This window comes from Caulobacter sp. AVps18, from assembly GCF_058681425.1.
In genome coordinates, this window is sequence record NZ_CM178737.1 from 1,647,247 (window position 1) to 1,664,420 (window position 17,174).

General features: G+C 66.5%; 21 protein-coding genes. 8 read left to right on the forward strand and 13 right to left on the reverse strand.

The features are described from left to right. Window positions 1-55: 55 nt before the first annotated feature. Entirely contained in the window at window positions 56-622 is a 567-nt protein-coding gene (locus ACW179_RS07720; RefSeq protein ID WP_492063713.1) for an NnrU family protein, read from the forward strand. A 67-nt stretch (window positions 623-689) separates the two neighbouring features. Here the strand turns inward: ACW179_RS07720 and ACW179_RS07725 are convergent, their stop codons facing one another. From ACW179_RS07725 to tipF, 3 genes are all read right to left on the reverse strand, one after another. After that, window positions 690-1,376 (reverse strand): 2OG-Fe(II) oxygenase, encoded by a 687-nt coding sequence (locus ACW179_RS07725; RefSeq protein WP_492063714.1) that lies wholly within the window; start codon window positions 1,374-1,376, stop codon window positions 690-692. After that, complete coding sequence (locus ACW179_RS07730; RefSeq protein ID WP_492063715.1) at window positions 1,373-1,615, reverse strand: Ada metal-binding domain-containing protein; 243 nt, start codon at window positions 1,613-1,615, stop codon at window positions 1,373-1,375. Before ACW179_RS07730 ends, ACW179_RS07725 begins: the two co-directional genes overlap by 4 nt. Before the next feature lie 72 nt (window positions 1,616-1,687). After that, complete coding sequence (gene tipF, locus ACW179_RS07735; protein WP_492063716.1) at window positions 1,688-2,950, reverse strand: flagella assembly cyclic-di-GMP phosphodiesterase TipF; 1,263 nt, start codon at window positions 2,948-2,950, stop codon at window positions 1,688-1,690. A gap of 231 nt (window positions 2,951-3,181) precedes the next feature. Here tipF and ACW179_RS07740 point away from each other — a divergent pair, with 231 nt between their 5' ends. From ACW179_RS07740 to ACW179_RS07755, 4 genes are all read left to right on the forward strand, one after another. After that, window positions 3,182-3,523, forward strand: coding sequence for a FeoA family protein (locus tag ACW179_RS07740; protein ID WP_492063717.1), 342 nt, complete (start codon window positions 3,182-3,184; stop codon window positions 3,521-3,523). Then, the gene (gene feoB / locus ACW179_RS07745; RefSeq protein WP_492063718.1) at window positions 3,520-5,400 is read left to right on the forward strand and encodes a ferrous iron transport protein B; all 1,881 of its coding nucleotides are present in this window, start codon (window positions 3,520-3,522) and stop codon (window positions 5,398-5,400) included. Before ACW179_RS07740 ends, feoB begins: the two co-directional genes overlap by 4 nt. A gap of 42 nt (window positions 5,401-5,442) precedes the next feature. After that, complete coding sequence (locus tag ACW179_RS07750; RefSeq protein WP_492063719.1) at window positions 5,443-5,712, forward strand: hypothetical protein; 270 nt, start codon at window positions 5,443-5,445, stop codon at window positions 5,710-5,712. A 69-nt stretch (window positions 5,713-5,781) separates the two neighbouring features. Further along, on the forward strand, window positions 5,782-6,162 hold the full coding sequence (locus tag ACW179_RS07755) for a type II toxin-antitoxin system VapC family toxin (RefSeq protein WP_492063720.1): 381 nt from the start codon (window positions 5,782-5,784) through the stop codon (window positions 6,160-6,162). A gap of 3 nt (window positions 6,163-6,165) precedes the next feature. Here the strand turns inward: ACW179_RS07755 and ACW179_RS07760 are convergent, their stop codons facing one another. The 4 genes from ACW179_RS07760 to epmA form a co-directional block, all read right to left on the reverse strand. Further along, a complete protein-coding gene (locus tag ACW179_RS07760; RefSeq protein WP_492063721.1) occupies window positions 6,166-7,389 on the reverse strand; it encodes a DUF418 domain-containing protein in 1,224 nt (407 codons plus the stop codon). 29 nt (window positions 7,390-7,418) lie between these two features. After that, window positions 7,419-8,297 carry a 3-hydroxybutyryl-CoA dehydrogenase gene (locus ACW179_RS07765; RefSeq protein ID WP_492063722.1) on the reverse strand — a complete coding sequence of 293 codons (879 nt, stop codon included), beginning with the start codon at window positions 8,295-8,297 and terminating at the stop codon, window positions 7,419-7,421. 128 nt (window positions 8,298-8,425) lie between these two features. Then, complete coding sequence (locus ACW179_RS07770) at window positions 8,426-9,463, reverse strand: lysine-2,3-aminomutase-like protein (RefSeq protein WP_492063723.1); 1,038 nt, start codon at window positions 9,461-9,463, stop codon at window positions 8,426-8,428. A gap of 179 nt (window positions 9,464-9,642) precedes the next feature. Further along, entirely contained in the window at window positions 9,643-10,689 is a 1,047-nt protein-coding gene (epmA, locus tag ACW179_RS07775; protein WP_492063724.1) for an EF-P lysine aminoacylase EpmA, read from the reverse strand. 163 nt (window positions 10,690-10,852) lie between these two features. On the opposite strand from epmA, the gene efp reads away from it, so the two are divergent. Together efp and ACW179_RS07785 are read left to right on the forward strand one after the other, a co-directional pair. Then, window positions 10,853-11,419, forward strand: coding sequence for an elongation factor P (gene efp, locus ACW179_RS07780; RefSeq protein WP_492063725.1), 567 nt, complete (start codon window positions 10,853-10,855; stop codon window positions 11,417-11,419). 143 nt (window positions 11,420-11,562) lie between these two features. Further along, window positions 11,563-12,051 (forward strand): recombinase family protein, encoded by a 489-nt coding sequence (locus ACW179_RS07785; protein ID WP_492063726.1) that lies wholly within the window; start codon window positions 11,563-11,565, stop codon window positions 12,049-12,051. Here the strand turns inward: ACW179_RS07785 and ACW179_RS07790 are convergent. The 5 genes from ACW179_RS07790 to ACW179_RS07810 form a co-directional block, all read right to left on the reverse strand. After that, entirely contained in the window at window positions 12,023-12,784 is a 762-nt protein-coding gene (locus ACW179_RS07790) for an ABC transporter permease (protein ID WP_492063727.1), read from the reverse strand. The two genes, ACW179_RS07785 and ACW179_RS07790, sit on opposite strands and share 29 nt — an antisense overlap. Further along, window positions 12,781-13,722, reverse strand: a complete 942-nt coding sequence (locus ACW179_RS07795) for an ABC transporter ATP-binding protein (RefSeq protein WP_492063728.1) — start codon at window positions 13,720-13,722, stop codon at window positions 12,781-12,783. Before ACW179_RS07795 ends, ACW179_RS07790 begins: the two co-directional genes overlap by 4 nt. Before the next feature lie 119 nt (window positions 13,723-13,841). Further along, on the reverse strand, window positions 13,842-14,297 hold the full coding sequence (locus tag ACW179_RS07800) for an NfeD family protein (RefSeq protein WP_492063729.1): 456 nt from the start codon (window positions 14,295-14,297) through the stop codon (window positions 13,842-13,844). A 3-nt stretch (window positions 14,298-14,300) separates the two neighbouring features. Beyond that, window positions 14,301-15,269 carry an SPFH domain-containing protein gene (locus ACW179_RS07805; protein WP_492064269.1) on the reverse strand — a complete coding sequence of 323 codons (969 nt, stop codon included), beginning with the start codon at window positions 15,267-15,269 and terminating at the stop codon, window positions 14,301-14,303. A 42-nt stretch (window positions 15,270-15,311) separates the two neighbouring features. After that, window positions 15,312-15,737, reverse strand: a complete 426-nt coding sequence (locus ACW179_RS07810; RefSeq protein WP_492063730.1) for a TIGR02301 family protein — start codon at window positions 15,735-15,737, stop codon at window positions 15,312-15,314. A gap of 139 nt (window positions 15,738-15,876) precedes the next feature. Here ACW179_RS07810 and ACW179_RS07815 point away from each other — a divergent pair, with 139 nt between their 5' ends. Then, window positions 15,877-16,086 carry a hypothetical protein gene (locus tag ACW179_RS07815; protein ID WP_492063731.1) on the forward strand — a complete coding sequence of 70 codons (210 nt, stop codon included), beginning with the start codon at window positions 15,877-15,879 and terminating at the stop codon, window positions 16,084-16,086. Between the two features lie 117 nt (window positions 16,087-16,203). Here the strand turns inward: ACW179_RS07815 and ACW179_RS07820 are convergent, their stop codons facing one another. Next, the gene (locus tag ACW179_RS07820) at window positions 16,204-17,169 is read right to left on the reverse strand and encodes an NAD(P)H-dependent flavin oxidoreductase (protein ID WP_492063732.1); all 966 of its coding nucleotides are present in this window, start codon (window positions 17,167-17,169) and stop codon (window positions 16,204-16,206) included. Between the last annotated feature and the right edge of the window lie 5 nt (window positions 17,170-17,174).

A 17,174-nucleotide genomic window follows, 5' to 3' on the forward strand; every position in this document is an offset into this window, starting at 1 on the left:
TCGGATAACAATGTTCCATGGCTATCTGATCGGCAAAATAAAGACGGAGGGGTTGATGATGATTCTGGTCCTGGGACTGGTCCTGTTTCTGGGCGTGCACAGCGTGCGCATCGTGGCGGGACCGTTTCGCGACGCCCAGGTGGCGAGCCATCCCGGACGCTGGAAGGGGCTCTATTCGCTGGTTTCAGCCGCAGGGCTGGGCCTGATCATCTGGGGCTGGACGCTATATCGGCCTGCAGCGCCGCAACTGTATGATCCGCCGGCCTGGGGACGGCATGTGGCCCTGCTTCTGGTCTGGCCGGCCTTCATCCTGTTGGCGGGCGCCAACGGTCCGGTGGGGCGGATCAAGGCGACCGTGCGCCATCCCATGCTGATCGGGATCATCCTGTGGTCGGCGGCTCACCTGCTGGCCAATGGCGACCTGGCTTCGGTGCTGCTGTTCGGCGGATTTCTGGTGTTCGGTGTCGCCGACCTGATCTCGGCCCTCGGGCGAAACGAGCCGGCGCCGGTGGCCAGCAAGCCCGTCGCCGACGTGATCATGGTGGTGGCCGGCACCGCCTTCTACGCCCTGTTCCTGCTGGTGCTGCACAAGATGCTGTTCGGGGTTTCGCCGCTGGGGTGAGCGTTAGGCTTTTGTTTTGGCGCGTTATTTCGGCGGCGAACCGGTATCCACTTCGCCGAATAACGCTCTACGACGCATCGTGGAAGATCACCCCCAGGGTTCGCCGCCGGCCGCTGCGCACTTCGCTGACGCCGTGTCTCAGTATCCGTCGATGGACGCCGCGCGCGCCGTCGGCGGGGCGTTCGCGTACGGCGAAGATCACCGCCTCGCCCTGCTGGAGGGGCACGACCTGGGGCGCTGACTGCTGGCGTGGCCGCTGCTCGACCAGCACGAACTCGCCGCCTTCGAAATCACGGCCCGGGGCGTCGAGCAGGAAAGCGGCCTGCAGCGGAAAGACGTGCTCGCCATAGAGGTCCTGGTGCAGACAGTTATAGTCGCCAGGGCCGTAGGTCAGCATCAGGGGCGTCGGCCGCAGCTGACCGCCCGCGTGGCAGCGTTCCAGCATCTGTTCCAGGCCGGCGGGATAGCGCCGGTCCTCGCCCAGCCGCTCGGCCCAGCCATTGGCCACGGTCGCCAGCGGCGGATACAGGGTCTCGCGCAGGGTCTGGACGGGGCCGGGCAGGGGATAGCGGAAATACTGGTACTCGCCGCGCCCATAGCCGTGGCGGGCCATCACCACCCGGCTGCGAAACAGCGCCTCCTGCGCATAGAGGGCGGTCAGGTCCTGGCAGGCCTGCGGCGTCAGCAAGGGACCGGTGAGGGCCCAGCCCCGGGCGTCCAGATCGGCGGCGATCCGCGTCCAGTCCGGGGTCATTTCGCGCTCCGCAGGGCGTCGGGCTTGCAGCGCTTGCAGGCGCGAAAGCCTGCGGCCACGGCGCTGGCGGCATTGTCATGGAAGACGACGTTCTTGCGCAGCGGCCGGGCCGGGCATGCCGGCCGGCAATAGATCCCCGTGGTGCGCACGGCGATGAAAAAGGCACCGTCAGCGGCGGCATCGCGCCTCTGACACGCGGCCCAGCGGGCCTCTTCATCGCGGTAGGTGGGCAGGGTCATGGCGAAAACTCCCTTCAGAAAGAGAGTCTGCGCCCTTGTCGCTTTCAGGTCATTCCGAAGCTTGCGGTCCGGCTACCAGTTGGCCGTCCGGCGCCGCAGGGCACCGCGCAGGAAGTCCTGCGGTGGCTCGGCCTCGGCCAGGACGGCGTCGCGGATGGCGCGGGGCTCGCCGAACAGGTGGCCCTGGCCGTAGCCGATGTCGAGATCGAGAATATCGACGATCTGGCGCTCGGCCTCGACCTTCTCGACGATCACCTCGATGCCGTAGCGGCGGGTCAGGCCGGCGAAGTCAGCGGCGTTCAGGTCGGGCAGGCTGTCGATGACCAGCTTGCCGTCCTGCTCGCGCAACTGGTCCAGCAGCATCTGGGCGCCGATCTTCAGGAACTTGACGTCGGCGCGTGACAGGTCCTGGAAGTCGAGGTCCAGGTCGGTGACCTTGTCGATCGAGAACTGGAAGCCCAGGGCCGCCAGACGGGCCATGTGGCGCGACTCGACAGGGCCGCGCTGATCGAAGGCGGCCTGGCCCAGCTCGAAGAACACCGCCCCGGCCAGGTCCTTGTTGGCCTGCATGAATTCGAGGAACTGCGGGAAAAAGCTCTCATCGGCCAGGCTGGCCAGCGAGATGTTGCAGAAGATCCCGACCTTGCGGTCCTGCTTGGCCAGACGGCGGACGATCTGCACGCAGCGAAACAGCAGCAGGTTGTCGATGGCGGTCATCAGGCCTTCGGGCTCGGCGACGGCCAGATATTCGGCGGGCATCATCACCCGGCCGGTCTCGTCGCGCAGGCGCGAGAAGCTCTCGTAGAACACGGTCCGGCGCTGGGGCAGGCTGACGATGGGTTGCAGGTAGAGGTCGACCCGGTTCTCGGCCAGGGCGTCCTGCACCACTTCGAGCATGATGTTGGACTGCGGGGTGCGGCCGCGCACCTCCACCCGGGCCGCGGCCACCTGGTGGGTCAGCTGGTGCTCCAGCCGGGCGTTCATGTCCTGGATCAGGTCTTCCAGCTGGTGGACCTCGGTGGACAGTTCGTCTGACCGGCGCTGGGCATCGATCGTGACCGTTTCGACCAGTTCGGTCATGCGTGCGTCGAGCTTGAGGACCTGGTCCAGCAGGATGGCGTGGGCCTCGCGCACGGTCTCGATATCCATGCGGGTGCGGACAGATTCGAAAGCCGAGCCGATCAGGCCATGAAAGGCGAAGCACAGGCCCAGCGTGCCGATGAAGGCCGAGAGGCCGACAGCCGGCGCCGCCCCCGTGCGCCAGAGCAGCAGGGAGACGATCAAGGCCAGACAAAGATAGGCGCCGGTCAGTAGCGCCAGCTTCAGCCTTCGCATTATTCCGTCCACTCGAATCGTTACTGTCTTATCAGACCGGTCCAGGCCTCAAGAGTCGAACAGATTAACGCGCCTGCGCCATTCCGCCTCGCCTCTGCCACAGGCTGTGCGCGCCCTTCGGCTGCACGCTGCGATCGGCGCAGCGGCACCATAACGCAAGCCGGCGAGAACGCCGCATCGACAGAGCGCCCTTGCACTGATAATCACTCGCAAGTTTTCGCGGAGCCCCGGATGTCCGACGGTCTTGCCCTTGTTTCCGGCCTCGACGCCGCCCCTGACGCCGCCCTTGCCGATACCGCCGGCGAGCGCTCGCTGAGCCTCGCCTCTCGCGGCGATCGCGGCGTGATCGTCAAGGTCACCGGCGTGACCGGCGCTGACGAGTCCGTGGCCGTTGACGAGCTTGAACGACGCCTGCTGGAGATGGGCTTTGTTGAGGGCGCGCGGATCGAGGTCCTGCATGAGGGCTTGTTCGGTCGCGACCCCATCGCCGTGCGCGTGGACGACACCCGCGTGGCTCTGCGCCGCCGCGAGGCCGGCGCCGTGACCGTGAAGTTTGACGGGATCCAGTCTTGAACACTGAAGCCGCTACTCTGAGCCCGGCGCGTATCGCCCTGGTCGGCAATCCCAATTCCGGCAAGACCGCCCTGTTCAATGCCCTGACCGGCAGCCGCCAGAAGGTGGCCAACTATGCCGGCGTCACCGTCGAGCGGAAGGAAGGCGTGCTGACCACGCCCGGCGGGCGGACCCTGCGCATTCTCGATCTGCCCGGCACCTATTCCCTGCGCGCCCGCAGTCCCGACGAGGTGGTGACCCGAGACGCGATCCTCGGTCGCTTGGCCGGCGAGGCCGCGCCGGACGTGCTGATCTGCGTGGCCGACGCCACCAATCTGCGACTGGTGCTGCGTCTTGCCCTGGAGCTCAAGCAGGTGGGCCGCCCGTTCGTGCTGGCGCTCAACATGTTCGACATCGCCCAGCGCCAGGGCCTGCGCATCGACCTGGAGCAACTGGCGCGTGAGGTCGGCGCGCCGATCGTCACCACGGTGGCCACCCGCAAGCGCGGCCTGGACGAACTGATCGCCAAGGCCGAGATGCTGACCGTCACCCATTCGGGGGGCGGGACCAATGTCTGGCGCGAGCCTGATGCCGGCGAAATCCGCGCTGCCCACGCCGAGGCCCAGCGCATCTTCCGCTCGTGCGTGAAGCCGCCCGAGCGGCCCGACACCATCACCGGCAAGATCGACGACGTGCTGCTGAACCCCGCGGCGGGGCTGCTGATCCTGGCGACCCTGCTGTTTGTGATGTTCCAGGCGGTGTTCACCTGGGCCACGCCGGCCATGGACCTGATCGACGGCGGGTTTGCCGCCCTGGCCGGCTGGGTGGGCGCGCATCTGCCGCAGGGCCTGCTGGGCAGCTTCATCGCCGACGGGCTCATCGCTGGTGTCGGCAGCGTGCTGGTGTTCCTGCCGCAGATCCTGATCCTGTTCTTCTTCATCCTGCTGCTGGAAGACAGCGGCTACATGGCCCGCGCAGCCTTCCTGATGGACAAGATCATGGGCGGGGCCGGGCTGCACGGCCGCGCCTTCATTCCGCTGCTGTCGAGCTTTGCCTGCGCCATCCCCGGCATCATGTCGACGCGGGTGATCGATAACCGGCAGGACCGGCTGACCACGATCCTGGTGGCGCCGCTGATGACCTGCTCGGCGCGGATCCCGGTCTATACGCTGATCATCGGTGCCTTCATTCCCCAGACCACGGTGTGGGGCTTCCTGTCGCTGCAGGGGCTGGTGATGTTTGGTCTCTACGCCAGCGGCATCGTCAGCGCGCTTCTGGTCTCGTTCGTGATCCGCAAGGTGTTCTGGCGCGGCACGGTCGAGCCGTTCATGATGGAGCTGCCGACCTATCGCTGGCCCGAGCCGCGCAACGTGCTGCTGAACCTGTGGACGCGGGCCAAGATCTTCATCACCCGGGCGGGCAAGATCATCCTGCCGCTTATGGTGCTGATCTGGGTGCTGGCCACCTTCCCCTATCCGCCGGAGGGCGCGACCGGCCCGGCCATCGACTACAGCTTCGCCGGCATACTGGGCGGCTGGATCGAGCCCCTGCTGCGCCCGATCGGCTTCAACTGGCAGATGTCGATCGCCCTGATCCCCGGCATGGCGGCGCGCGAAGTGGCCGTCGCCACCCTGGGCACCGTTTACGCCGTCAGCGATCCGGACGGCGCGACCACGGCCCTGTCGGCGACCCTGTCGAGCCAGTGGTCACTGGCCTCGGCGCTGTCGTTCCTGGCCTGGTATGTCTTCGCGCCGCAGTGCGCTCCGACCCTGGGCGTGGTCAAGCGCGAGACCAACAGCTGGCTGTGGCCGACGGTGATGTTCGTCTACATGGTCGCCCTGGCCTATCTGGCGGCGTTTGCGACGTACCACATCGCCGTGGCGCTGGGGGCCGGGTAGGGCGGATTGGTTGGCCAGCACGTCTTGTGCTAGGCTTAGACCATGACGATCCGGGTAGACATCGCCAAGCAGGATGCTTTGGCCGAGTTGATCGCTCATATTCGAGCCGGCGAAGAGGTTGTGCTGACCTCTGACGGAGAGGCCGTGGCAATCGCCAATCCCCCGCCGCCAGAGACGAAGGCCGTCGACAAGGGCCGCCGAACGTTGGGTGTGTGGAATCATCTCAACCTCGACATTCCGGATGACCTGTTCATCGGTCCTGATCCGGAAATCGAGGCGGAAATGGACAATCCCATTTTCCCCAAGGACTAATCGCATCCCAAAATCCCTTGCGCGCAGAATTCAATTGATGCTCCTATAGGTAGAATTTGAAGCGTTTGGATGCGGCTTCTCCTCGACACGCATGCGTTCATCTGGAGCGTGATTGATGAGGCAAGATTATCGAAGACAGCCTTCGAAGCGATCTCGGCGAGGAGCAACGAAGTCCTCGTAAGTCCCGTTTCCGCCTACGAGATCGAGTATAAACGCGCCCGCGACGCCGAACTTCAGCGTATGCCGCCCGACCTGGACAACGCTGTGCAGGCGCAGGGCTTGGCATGGATAAGTCTGCAATGGCAGGACGCTCGTAACGCGGGACGGCTGCCATCGGTGCATCGCGATCCATGGGATCGTCTGCTGATCGCTCAAGCCAGCCGCAACGACGCGATCCTCGTCACCCGAGATCGGATGATCGAAGACTACGGCGTCCCGACCCTCTGGTAAGCTCTATCCCGCCCGCGCCAGTCCCTGGCCGTAGGCGAGCCGACGCCAGACCCACTCCAGCGGTCCCATCGAGAACTTCGACAGCCACAGCGGCGACCAGATCAACTGCACCACCCAGATGGCGATGACGATCATCCAGAGGTCCACGCGATTGGCCTCGCCATAGAGGCCAAGGCCGCGGCCGCCCCAGAAGATCGTGGTCATGATGATCGACTGGCTGATGTAGTTGGTGAAGGCCATCTGGCCCAGCCGCGCCAGAGGGTTCAGCAGCTTGCGGGCGACATCCAGCTTCAGCAGCAGGATGGCCAGGGAGGCATAGCCCAGGGTGATGGGCAGGGTCAGGAACTCGAAGCCCAGTTGCAGGGCCCCGCTGGATCGCGGCTGGGCGAAATCGATGAGCAGCTTCTCGCGGGACTCCATGCCGGTCACCCAAAGGCCGACCGCCCCGAAGGCGACCAGGAGGCCATAGACCCAGGTCGGAGCGCGCCCCGTCAGGAAGCCCCACTTGTAGAGCGCCATGCCCAGCATCATCAGGGCTCCGGTCCGCCAGATGACGACCAGCAGGCTGACCGGCTGCAGGAACGACCAGGCCTTGAAATTGACGCTCATGGCCCCGGCCAGGCCGGACTTGACGGTGGCGATGGCGGCGGCGACCTCGGCCGGGCTGCCCTGGCTCATCTGCTTGACCACATCGGCGCGGACCTCGGCCGGGGCGAAGTCCAGGGCCATGATCGGCAGGACTGCCATGGCCGAGCCCAGCAGAATGATCGTGATGGCCACGATGAACAGGGTGAGCGGCTTCCAGGAGCGGAACAGCAGCGCCCCGAAGCCGGTCACGGCATAGAGCAGCAGAATATCGCCGTACCAGATCAGCAGGCCGTGGATCAGGCCAAACAGCAGCAGCCAGCTCAGGCGCCGGCGCAGCAGGGCTCCGCGCGGCTTGTCACTGCGCTCGCCCCCCACCAGCAGGATCGAGACGCCGAACAGCATCGAGAACAGGGTGACGAACTTGAAGTGGAAAAAGGTCTGGACCACCCACCAGGCGTCGCCCTCTGCCCCGGTCAGGGGGAAGGGCGAGAGCCTGGGCGTCATATAGACGTCCATCGGCAGGGCGAAGGCCACGGCGTTGACCGCCAGGATACCCATCACGCCCAGGCCCCGCAGGACATCCAGGCTCATATGGCGATCCCCGGCCGCGACGGGCCGCAAGGTCTGTGTGTCGGTCATCGGCTTCCCCCATCGGAGACGCCGCGCCCCTAGCGCGTGGGAACCGGCGTCTCGCCCCGATAGTCATAGAACCCGCGTCCGGCCTTTTTGCCAAGCCAGCCGGCCTCAACATATTTCACCAGCAGGGGGCAGGGGCGGTATTTGCTGTCGGCCAGGCCTTCGTGCAGCACGTTCATGATGCTCAGCACCGTGTCCAGGCCGATGAAGTCGCCCAGCTCCAGCGGGCCCATCGGATGGTTGGCGCCCAGCTTCATGGCGGTGTCGATGGCGTCGACCGTGCCCACGCCCTCGTACAGGGTGTAGATCGCCTCGTTGATCATCGGCACCAGCACGCGGTTGACGATGAAGGCGGGGAAGTCTTCGGCGTTGCTGGTGATCTTGCCCAGCGACTGGGTGAAGACCACGGCCCGCTCATAGGTGGGGACGTCGGTGGCGATGCCGCGAATGATCTCGACCAGCTTCATCAGCGGGACCGGGTTCATGAAGTGCAGGCCGATGAACCGCTCGGGACGGTCGGTGGCGCTGGCCAGCCGGGTGATCGAGATCGACGAGGTGTTGGAGGCCAGCAGTGTGTCGGGCTTGAGATAGGGCTGCAGGCTGCGGAAGATGGCCTTTTTGGTCGCTTCGTTCTCGGTAGCGGCTTCGATGGCGAGATCCGACTGGCCGACCGCCTCCAGGCCCTCCGAGCCCGTGATGCGCGCCAAGGCGGCGGTCATGGCCGCCTCGTCGATGATGCCGCGGCTAACCTGGCGGGTCAGGTTCTTTTCGATCAGGGCGAGACCCGCGTCGATCCGCTCCTTGGAGACGTCGTGCAGCACCACGTCGTAGCCTGCCAGCGCGCAGACATGCGCGATGCCCGAGCCCATCTGGCCTGCACCGATCACGCCGACCGTTTTGATTTCACTCATGAACGCCAAGCCTTCGCTTGAAACGGCGCAGGGACCTTCGTCCGCACCCGAAATTGTGGCGCTGTTTCTAGCACGAGAAACCACGGCCTCGTCCAGACTTTGCTGCGACGCAGCGCGGATCGGTCGCGCTATCCGACGGGCGGGTAGGGGTGGGTCTGGCCTTGAGGATCCTCCACCGCACCCTTGTCCAGATATACCGGTCCCACCGGAACCTTGCCGTGGCCGCCGGGGATGTCGAGGATGTAGGTCGGCTGGGCCAGACCCGAGACGTTGCCGCGCAGGGCCTTCATCAGATCCTGGCCGGTCGCGAGGCTGGTGCGCAGGTGGCTGGTGCCGGGCGCATGGTCGTGGTGGTGCAGGTAGTAGGGCTTGATCCGCGTCTCGACGAAGGCCCGCATCAGGGCGCCCAGCGTCTCGGCGTCGTCGTTGATCCCGGCCAGCAGCACCGTCTGGCTGATCATCGGAACGCCCGCATCGACGATCCTGGCGCAGGCGGCGCGGGCGGCAGGGGTCAGTTCGCGGGCGTGGTTGGCGTGCAGGGCCACATAGACCGCCTTGCCGCTGGCCTTCAGCGCCTCGACCATCTCGGCAGTGATCAGCGCGGGATCAACGGCCGGCACGCGGGTGTGGAAGCGCACGACCTTCACATGGTCGATCCTGGCCAGCCGCTCGCCGAGGTCGCGGATGCGGCGGGGCGACAGAACCAGTGGATCGCCGCCGGTGACGATCACTTCCCAGACCTCCGGTCGCCCGGCGATATAGGCGAAGGCGGCGTCCAGCTCGGCGGGAGACAGGGTCTTGAGGCCCTCGGGTCCCACCATCTCGCGGCGGAAGCAGAACCGGCAATAGACCGCGCAGGTGTGGGTGGGTTTCAGCAGCACCCGGTCGGGATAGCGGTGGACGATCCCCTCGACCGGGCTGTGGGTCAGGTCGCCGATCGGGTCGGGATCCTCGCCGGGCGCGGAGACCAGCTCTGCCGTCTGCGGCACGAACTGTCGGGCGATGGGGTCAGCCTCGTTGGCCGGCTCGATCAGGGCGGCCATGTCGGCGGTGATCGCCACCGCATACTGCGCCGCCACGCGCTCCAGCGCCGGCAGACGCTCGGGAGCGATCAGGCCGGCGTCGGCCAGGGCGGCCGCGCTGCGGAGGGTGTTGGCGGGGGGCATGAGGGGCGGGGATATGAGGCAAAAGGGGTTTGGAAGCAATGTCTGGGGCCGTTGAAGACCCCCTCCGACCCTCCGGGCCACCTCCCCCAAGGGGGGAGGATCTAAACGCACCGAGCCATTCTAGATGCTCCCCCTTTGGGGGAGCTGTCGCGGAGCGACTGAGGGGGTCCTCAACAGCCTCAGGCCACAGGCACCCACATCACCTGGTCCACCCGGCTGGCCCCTGTGGCCAGCATCACCAGCCGGTCAAAGCCCAGAGCCGAACCCGAGGCCTCGGGCATGATCTCCAGCGCCGCCAGGAAGTCCTCGTCGATCGGGTAGCGCTCGCCATAAATGCGCTGCTTCTCGTCCATCTCGCCGACGAAGCGGCGACGCTGTTCGGCCGGGTCAGTGAGTTCTCCGAAGGCATTGGCCAGTTCCACCCCGCAGGCATAGAGCTCGAAGCGTTCGGCCACGCGCGGATCGCCGGGCTTGAGCCGCGCCAGGGCGGCCTCGGCGGTCGGGTATTCGCACAGGATCGTGGCCCGGCCCTGGCCGAGGTTCGGCTCGACCTTCTCGACGATGATCCGGCTGAAGACATCGGCCCAGCTGTCGTCCTGCGCCACCCGGATCCCTGCCGCCCTCGCCGAGGCGGCCAGAACGTCGCGGTCGGTCTCGCCGCCGGTGCCCAGGCTGGCGAGCAGATCGACGCCGGCGTGGCGCGCGAAGGCTTCCGCCACGCTCAGGCGCTCGGGCGGAGCGAAGGGGTCGCAGTCGATACCCCGGAAGGAAAAGCGCCGCGTGCCCGCCGTCTCGGCGGCGATGGCCAGCAGCGTCGCGCAGTCGTCCATCAGGGTCTGGTAGGGCGCGGCCGTTCGGTACCATTCCAGCATCACGAACTCGGGGTGATGCAGCGGCCCGCGCTCGCGATTGCGCCACACGCGGGCGAAGTCGAAGATCTTGGCTTCGCCCGCCGCCAGCAGCTTCTTGCAGGCAAATTCCGGCGAGGTGTGCAGGTGGAAGGTCTGGTCCGGCTCACCGGTCAGGCTCAGCATCGTGGTGGTGAAGGCGTGCAGATGGGCCTCGTTGCCGGGCGACACCTGCAGGGCGGCGGCCTCCACCTCGATAAAGCCTTCGCCCTCGAACCAGCCGCGCACCGCGCGGGTGATGGCGTTGCGGGCCAGCAGGAACGGGCGGCGATCCTGATGCCGTTCGGGCGTCCACCAAGGCGATGCTGGGGGCGACATTTGCGGCGACCCTGGCGGAGCGGAAGACTGGGCGGACATCTGAGCTTTCGCGGCGGGGACTGGCGATCTTGCCGCGTTCGCTATAGGAGGGCGGTCACAGGATCTCTACTCCATTCGCGCGGCCGCCTAAGGGCAGCGCCCGGAAAGCCCAAGGACTGAAGAAGTGAAGGTAGCCGCCAGCTCGCTCCGCAAGGGCGCCGTCGTCGATATGGACGGCAAGCTCTATGTCGTTCTGACCGTCGACAACATCCACCCCGGCAAGGGCACCCCGGTGACCCAGCTGAACATGCGCCGCATCAGCGACGGCGTGAAGGTGTCGGAACGCTACCGCACCACCGAGCAGGTCGAGCGCGCCTTTGTCGACCAGCGCGACCACACCTTCCTGTACCAGGATGGTGAGGGCTTCCACTTCATGAACCCGGAAAACTACGACCAGGTCGTGGCCACCCCCGACGTGATCGGTGACGCCGCGCCCTATCTGCAAGAGAACATGACGGTCCAGCTGTCGACTCACAACGACATCCCGATCGCCATCGAACTGCCGCGCACCATGATCCTGGAAGTCGTCGACACCGAACCGTCGGTGAAGGGCCAGACCGCCAGCTCGTCGTACAAGCCGGCCCTGCTCAGCAACGGCATCAAGACCACCGTTCCCCCCTATATCGCCGTGGGCGTGCGGGTGGTGATCCTGACCGAAGACAACAGCTATCAGGAACGCGCCAAGGACTGAGCCGTCGGTTCAGGCTTGAAAGATCAGAAGGCCCGGCGTCGAAGCGCCGGGCCTTTTTTTGTGGCGCGCCAGAACCTGTGGGCGACCGCCCTGTCCGTGCGAAAATCCCTCGCCAACCTGCAGCCGGTTTGCAAAGTGCGCCGATGAAAGTCGTCGGCTATTACCGCCTGCCGCCCGTTCGCGGGGTCTTCTTCAGTCCGTTACAGGAGGAGCGTCTGCTGCTGCTGGGCTGCGAGGAGGTGTTCAGCGACCGCTGCCTGGCCGGCGGGGTGGTTCGGACCGGGCTGGACCGGGCGCTGGCGGCTCTGGAGCCGGGCGGGGTGCTGGCCGTGCCCAGCCTGCACGCCCTGGCCGGGGCGATGGTCGACCTGCTGGACGTCGTGGGCCGGCTGAAGGCACTGGACCTGCATCTGGTGGTCGTGCAGCCGGCTATCGACACGCGCGTCGATTCCGGATTCTTCGAGACCTGCCAGGCCCTGGCGACCTTTAACGGCGAGCGCAGCCTGATCCGCGCCGGGGAGGCCGCCATGATCGCCCGGGGCTCTCCCAGGCTCGAGCGAGGTGCGACGACGCCGGCCGAAACCGGCGACGCCGCGCCTGATCTCAGCTCTTCAGACGATAGCCCGTCCTGAAGATCCACCAGACCGCCGTCAGGCAGATGGCCAGGAACACGCAGGTCATGGCCAGGCTGACCCCGACCCCGACGTCGGAGACGCCGTAGAAGCTCCAGCGAAAGCCGCTGACCAGATAGACCACCGGGTTGAACAGGGTGATCTTCTGCCAGACCTCGGGCAGCATGTTGATCGAATAGAAGCTGCCGCCCAGGAAGGTGAGCGGCGTGATGATCAGGGCCGGCACGATCTGCAGTTTCTGGAAGTTGTCGGCCCAGACGCCGATCACGAAGCCGAACAGGCTGAAGGTCACGGCCGTCAGCACCAGGAACAGCGCCATCACGAAGGGGTGGGCGATCTCGAACGGCACGAAGATCCGCGCCGTGGCCAGGATCAGCAGGCCCAGCAGTACGGACTTGGTCGCCGCTGCGCCGACATAACCGATCACCGTCTCGATCCACGAGACCGGCGCGCTGAGCAGCTCATAGATCGTGCCGGCCCATTTGGGCATGTAGATGCCGAAGGCGGCGTTGGAGATGCTCTCGCTGAGCAGGGACAGCATCACCAGGCCCGGAATGATGAAGGCGCCATAGCTGACGCCGTCGATCGACTGCATCCGCGAGCCGATGGCCGAGCCGAACACCACGAAATAGAGCGAGGTCGAGATCACCGGGGCCAGGATGCTCTGGGCCAGGGTACGAAACCACCGCGCCAGCTCGAACTTGTAGATGGCCTGAATGGCGTGGATGTTCATGCGGCGTCCCTCACCAGGCTCACGAAGATGTCTTCCAGCGAGCTCTGGCTGGTATGCAGGTCCTTGAAATCTACGCCCTCGGCGGCCAGGCGGCGCAGCAGGTCGGCGATGCCGGTCTCCTCGGCCTGGGCGTCGAAGGTGTAGATCAGCTCGTTGCCGTCGGCGGCCAGCTCAAGCGGATAGGCCGACAGCGTCTCGGGGATGGCGGCCAGCGGGCTCTGCAATTGCAGGGTCAGCTGCTTCTTGCCCAGCTTGCGCATGAGCACGTCCTTGTCCTCGACCAGGATGATCTCGCCCTTGCTGATCACCCCGATCCGGTCGGCCATCTCCTCGGCCTCCTCGATATAGTGGGTGGTCAGGATGATGGTGACGCCGCTGGCTCGCAGGGCCCGGACCATCTCCCACATGTCGCGGCGCAGCTCGACATCGACCCCGGCGGTGGGCTCGTCGAGGAACAGGATCGTGGGTTCGTGGCTCAGCGCCTTGGCGATCATCACCCGGCGCTTCATGCCGCCCGACAGGGCCAGGATCTTGCTGTCCTTCTTGTCCCACAGCGACAGGTCGCGAAGGATCTTCTCGATGAGGGCGTCATTGGGCGGCTTGCCGAACAGGCCGCGCGAGAAGCGAACGGTGGCCCACACCGTCTCGAACGAGTCGGTGTGCAGCTCCTGCGGCACCAGGCCGATCTTGCGGCGGGCGGCGCGATAGTCCTTCACCACGTCATGGCCATCGGCCAGAACCACGCCGGTACTGGGATTGACGATGCCGCAGATGATGCTGATCAGCGTGGTCTTGCCCGCCCCGTTGGGGCCCAGCAGAGCGAAGATCTCGCCCTGGCGAATGTCGAGATCAATCGACCTGAGGGCCTGATGGCCGGAAGCATAGGTCTTGGTCAGACCTGAAACAGAGATGATGGACGTCACGAAACCCCCTCGCATCGCCCAGCAAGTGGCGCGCGTGTCCCGGCCAGATGGGGACGCCAGTCCCCCGGCGCCAGACACGCGCCGGTTAATCCTTGTTGACGACGCGCCTTAGACCAGCCCGCAGCGCCGAGGGCTCAGCCCGCTCGCACGGTCAGGGTGGCGCCGTCCAGGGCGATCACCTCGATCCGCTGGCCCGGTGAGGGGGCCTCGCCGTCGAGGCGGGCCTGCCATTCCTTGCCGTCGACGAACACCCGGCCCACGCCGTTTTCGAACGGTGCCAGCACCTCGCCGTCGCGGCCCAGCAGGCGGGTCAGCGGGTCGTTGAGGTCCGGCGCGTCGCCGTCCAGCACCGGCTTGAGAAACCGGCGGGCCAGCACGGTGGTGGCGATGGTCAGCAAGGCGAACAGGGCCACCTCGACCGGCGCGCTCAGCGGCGCGACCAGGCTGATCACCCCGACCAGTGCCGCCGATGCCGCAGGCCACAGCAGCCAGCCGCTGCCGGTGGCGACCTCAACGGCCAGGAAGATCGCCGCCACGGCCAGCCACACCCAGAAGGGGTGGGTCGCATGGAAGCTCGCCAGCAGATCCATCGATCAGCCTCCCCTTGCGCCGCCGGTCGGCGTGTTGGTGCGCGGCGCGGGCGGCGTCGGTCGGTCGGTGTCGGGCGCGCCCAGGGTCTTGATCAGCTGGGCCACCCCGGCCACCGTTCCGGTCAGGCCGGCGAAATCGGCGGGCACGATGACCGTCTTGGCGTTGGGCGAGCGGGCCAGGTCGCCGAAGGCTTCGACATATTTCTGGGCGATGAAGTAGTTGATGGCGTTGACGTCGCCCTTCGAGATGGCTTCCGACACGAAGGCCGTCGCCTTGGCCTCGGCCTCGGCTTCCCGCTCGCGGGCCTCGGAGTCGCGGAAGGCGGCTTCCTTGCGACCTTCGGCCTGGAGGATGGCCGACTGCTTCTGACCTTCGGCGCGGGCGATGGCGGCCTGCTTCTCGCCCTCGGCCTCGGTAATCACGGCGCGACGCTCGCGCTCGGCCTTCATCTGGCGGGCCATGGCGTTGGTGATGTCGGCCGGCGGCGTCAGGTCCTTGATCTCGATACGGGCGATCTTGACGCCCCACGGCCCGGTGGCGTGGTCGATGGTCGAGAGCAGGCGGGTGTTGATCTGGTCGCGCTGGCTCAGCACCTCGTCCAGCTCCATCGAGCCCACGACGGTGCGCAGGTTGGTCTGGGCCAGCTGGGTGATGGCGTACATCAGGTTGTCGACCTTGTAGGCCGCCTGGGCCGCATCCATCACCTGGATGAAGACGATGGCGTCGACCTTCACCGAGACGTTGTCCTTGGTGATGACCTCCTGCTGGGGCACGTCGAGGACCTGCTCCATCATGTTGACCCGCCGGCCGATGGTTTCGACGAAGGGCGTCAGGATGCTGATGCCGGGCTTGAGCGTGCGGGTATAGCGGCCGAACCGCTCGACCGTGAACTCGCGCCCCTGGGGCACGATCTTGATGACGCTGATGACGAGAAAGGCCGCCAGAACCAGAAGGACCAGCGGAACGAGAATTGAGGCCAAGTGAATGCTCCCTGCACAACCGACAGGCGTAGCCTACCTCGCCGCGTCGAGCTCCGCCATGGAATCCGGAACGGCGTTCGCTTCGGACGTCGGCCGCATGGCGCGCGACAGTTTCAGGGCCAGGGCCTGACCCTTGCGGGCCGACTGCTGCTCGGCCTTGCGGCTGGCCATATCGCACAGCGGAAACTCGCCCTGGCGCGCCGCAAAACCGGTGTTGAACCGCTCGCGCAACTGGGCGTCGAAGGCCTGATCGGCCTGCTCCACGCCGGTCAGGCGCACCATGCGTGAGCGCCAGAACTGGTCGCCGACGCCTTCGCAGGTCTGGCGCAGGGCGTGGCTCTCGCCCAGCGTATAGGCCAGGTCCAGCAGGGACTGGCGCTCGTCGGGCGCACGGTCCTGGGCCCAGACCGGAGCGGCGGCGCAGGCGAGGATCAGGGCGGCGGCGGCGAGGCGAAGCATGGCGCGACTATGCCCCTTGCGAGGGGCCGCTGTCACGATCCCGCGCCCCCAGGCGAGTCGATGGCTCGGTCCTGACCTATTGCGCCTTGTGATCGCCATGGATCGGCGCAAGGGTGATTTCGCTGCAAGGAGGTCGATCATGACTGAAGTGCATTACGGCGTCGTACGCGTTGGCGATCACTGGGCCATCGTCGGGGATAATCTCCGCTTTGGCCACTATTCCACGCGCTTTGAAGCCAGCGACGCGGCCCTGCGCCTGGCCGAACAGTCCACCGGCGTGGGCGTGCCGGTTCGATTGCATGTGCAGGAAGACGACTTCACCCTGCCCAGTCCCACCTTGCTCAGCTGATCGGCCTCAGGCCTGGTCAGCGGTTCCTGACACCGTGGATCCTGGGCACAGGGCCCAGGAAGACAGTCGTTTTTGGGTCTTTTCCATAGGCGATAGCCCTGCTCGCCGGGGCGGATGTCACCGGTTGAGGGCGGCGATCCGGCTGATTGAGGCCTGGGCCTCGCTGACCAGCCGGGCAACGATCTCGCCGGCCGGCAGCACCTCGTGGATCCCCCCCGCGCTCTGACCCATGGCGAAGCACGACTTGTCGTTGTCGAGCCCCTCGATCTGACCACCGATGCCGCCCATGGCACCGTTGCGGATCGAGACCATGGCCTGCTGCGGAAAGCCCTGGATTTCGGCCGGGCGGGATTCCCAGTCCTCGACATAGGGGTTCTTGCGCACCCGCATCGGCTTGCCCGAATAGCAGCGGGTGCGGACCGTATCCTCGTCGGCGGCGTCGACCACGGCCTGGCGATAGAGGTCGCCGGCATGGGCCTCGGTCGAGGCAATAAAGCGCGTGCCCATCCAGACGCCCTGGGCGCCCAGGGCCAGGGCTGCGGCCAGGCCGCGACCATCATGCAGGCCGCCCGCCGCGACCACGGGGATCTTCACCGCCTCGACCGCCTGGGCCACCAGCGGCAGGGTGCCCACCAGGCCGGTATGGCCCCCGCCTTCACCGCCCTGGCAGATCACGGCGTCACAGCCGGCCTGCTGCGCCTTCACCGCATGCTTGACGGCTCCGCAGACCACCATGACCTTCAGACCCGCAGCCTTCAGCCGGGCGATGATCGGCATCGGCACGCCCAGGCCGGCGATGAAGCTGCTGGCACCCTCCTCGATGATCACCTCGACACTGTCAGTCAGGGCGTCGGGCGTGGCGGCCAGCAGATCAACGCCGAACGGCCTGTCGGTCAGGGCGCGGACCTGTCGCATCTGCTGGCGGATGAAGTCGGGCGTGGTCCCGGCCATGCCCAGCACGCCATAGCCGCCCGCGTTCGAGACGGCGGCGGCCAGGGGCGCATAGGAGACCCCGCCCATGCCGGCCAGCAGGATCGGATGCTCGATGTGCAGAAGATCGCAAAGGGGCGTGTGCAGCGCCATGGAAC

Excerpts from the sequence above, each read along its gene's own strand:
- ACW179_RS07720 (WP_492063713.1), top strand. The coding sequence starts at position 56 with ATGATGATTCTGGTCCTGGGACTGGTCCTGTTTCTGGGCGTGCACAGC.
- ACW179_RS07725 (WP_492063714.1), bottom strand. The coding sequence starts at position 1,376 with ATGACCCCGGACTGGACGCGGATCGCCGCCGATCTGGACGCCCGGGGC.
- ACW179_RS07730 (WP_492063715.1), bottom strand. The coding sequence starts at position 1,615 with ATGACCCTGCCCACCTACCGCGATGAAGAGGCCCGCTGGGCCGCGTGT.
- tipF (WP_492063716.1), bottom strand. The coding sequence starts at position 2,950 with ATGCGAAGGCTGAAGCTGGCGCTACTGACCGGCGCCTATCTTTGTCTG.
- ACW179_RS07740 (WP_492063717.1), top strand. The coding sequence starts at position 3,182 with ATGTCCGACGGTCTTGCCCTTGTTTCCGGCCTCGACGCCGCCCCTGAC.
- ACW179_RS07750 (WP_492063719.1), top strand. The coding sequence starts at position 5,443 with ATGACGATCCGGGTAGACATCGCCAAGCAGGATGCTTTGGCCGAGTTG.
- ACW179_RS07755 (WP_492063720.1), top strand. The coding sequence starts at position 5,782 with ATGCGGCTTCTCCTCGACACGCATGCGTTCATCTGGAGCGTGATTGAT.
- ACW179_RS07760 (WP_492063721.1), bottom strand. The coding sequence starts at position 7,389 with ATGACCGACACACAGACCTTGCGGCCCGTCGCGGCCGGGGATCGCCAT.
- ACW179_RS07765 (WP_492063722.1), bottom strand. The coding sequence starts at position 8,297 with ATGAGTGAAATCAAAACGGTCGGCGTGATCGGTGCAGGCCAGATGGGC.
- ACW179_RS07770 (WP_492063723.1), bottom strand. The coding sequence starts at position 9,463 with ATGCCCCCCGCCAACACCCTCCGCAGCGCGGCCGCCCTGGCCGACGCC.
- epmA (WP_492063724.1), bottom strand. The coding sequence starts at position 10,689 with ATGTCGCCCCCAGCATCGCCTTGGTGGACGCCCGAACGGCATCAGGAT.
- ACW179_RS07785 (WP_492063726.1), top strand. The coding sequence starts at position 11,563 with ATGAAAGTCGTCGGCTATTACCGCCTGCCGCCCGTTCGCGGGGTCTTC.
- ACW179_RS07790 (WP_492063727.1), bottom strand. The coding sequence starts at position 12,784 with ATGAACATCCACGCCATTCAGGCCATCTACAAGTTCGAGCTGGCGCGG.
- ACW179_RS07795 (WP_492063728.1), bottom strand. The coding sequence starts at position 13,722 with ATGCGAGGGGGTTTCGTGACGTCCATCATCTCTGTTTCAGGTCTGACC.
- ACW179_RS07800 (WP_492063729.1), bottom strand. The coding sequence starts at position 14,297 with ATGGATCTGCTGGCGAGCTTCCATGCGACCCACCCCTTCTGGGTGTGG.
- ACW179_RS07810 (WP_492063730.1), bottom strand. The coding sequence starts at position 15,737 with ATGCTTCGCCTCGCCGCCGCCGCCCTGATCCTCGCCTGCGCCGCCGCT.
- ACW179_RS07815 (WP_492063731.1), top strand. The coding sequence starts at position 15,877 with ATGACTGAAGTGCATTACGGCGTCGTACGCGTTGGCGATCACTGGGCC.
- ACW179_RS07820 (WP_492063732.1), bottom strand. The coding sequence starts at position 17,169 with ATGGCGCTGCACACGCCCCTTTGCGATCTTCTGCACATCGAGCATCCG.